This window comes from Vibrio clamense, assembly GCF_050337905.1.
GTDB lineage: Bacteria > Pseudomonadota > Gammaproteobacteria > Enterobacterales > Vibrionaceae > Vibrio > Vibrio cortegadensis.
Genome location: NZ_JAKJTJ010000068.1, coordinates 1 through 930, shown reverse-complemented (window position 1 = coordinate 930; position 930 = coordinate 1). Strand labels below are relative to the sequence as shown.

General features: G+C 42.2%; 1 tRNA gene and 2 rRNA genes. All 3 read right to left on the bottom strand.

The features are described from left to right. Positions 1 to 261, bottom strand: a 23S ribosomal RNA gene (locus tag L4C39_RS20125); the annotation flags it as partial. Between the two features lie 311 nt (positions 262 to 572). Beyond that, a tRNA-Glu gene (locus tag L4C39_RS20120) sits at positions 573 to 648 on the bottom strand. Between the two features lie 125 nt (positions 649 to 773). Next, positions 774 to 930, bottom strand: a 16S ribosomal RNA gene (locus L4C39_RS20115); the annotation flags it as partial.

The window sequence follows — 930 nt, the reverse complement described above, 5'->3', positions numbered from 1 at the left end:
ATCCAATTTCGCTCGCCGCTACTTTCGGAATCTCGGTTGATTTCTCTTCCTTCGGGTACTTAGATGTTTCAGTTCCCCGAGTTCGCCTCGTTACGCTATGTATTCACGTAACGATACTAGCTTATGCTAGTGGGTTTCCCCATTCGGAAATCCCAGACTCAAAAGACTTTTACTGTCTAATCTGGGCTTATCGCAAGTTAATACGTCCTTCATCGCCTCTGACTGCCAAGGCATCCACCGTGTACGCTTAGTCACTTAACCATACAACCCGAAAGGGTCTTATGTATGGCAACTAACCAAGGTTTTTGGTTGTCATTAAGAAGGGTTAATTCTCAATGACTGTTTGCCGGACTCAATAATGGAACAATGTAAACATTGTTCCGAATACAAGACACTTGAATGTGTTTGTGTGTTTATCAATGAAGATAAACATTGAGAACTTTTAAATTTGATTTGAGTTACTCGTAAGTAATCAAATCAGTCAGCTTTCCAAATTGTTAAAGAGCATGTATTTCTAAACATAAAGCTTTCGAAACCATTTTTAAATATTTTTAAACAAAAACACTTAAAAATGGTATCCCGTAGGGGAGTCGAACCCCTGTTACCGCCGTGAAAGGGCGGTGTCCTAGGCCTCTAGACGAACGGGACACTGCTAATTTATCTCCACTTTAAAAAGTAGAAACAAACCTTGAAGAACTTGGGAGTTCTTCATCTCTTTTACTTTTTAAACCTAATCAATCTGTGTGGGTACTCATCGTGAAAATCTTCGTATATAAGGAGGTGATCCAGCCCCAGGTTCCCCTAGGGCTACCTTGTTACGACTTCACCCCAGTCATGAACCACAAAGTGGTGAGCGTCCTCCCCGAAAGGTTAAACTACCCACTTCTTTTGCAGCCCACTCCCATGGTGTGACGGGCGGTGTGTACAAGG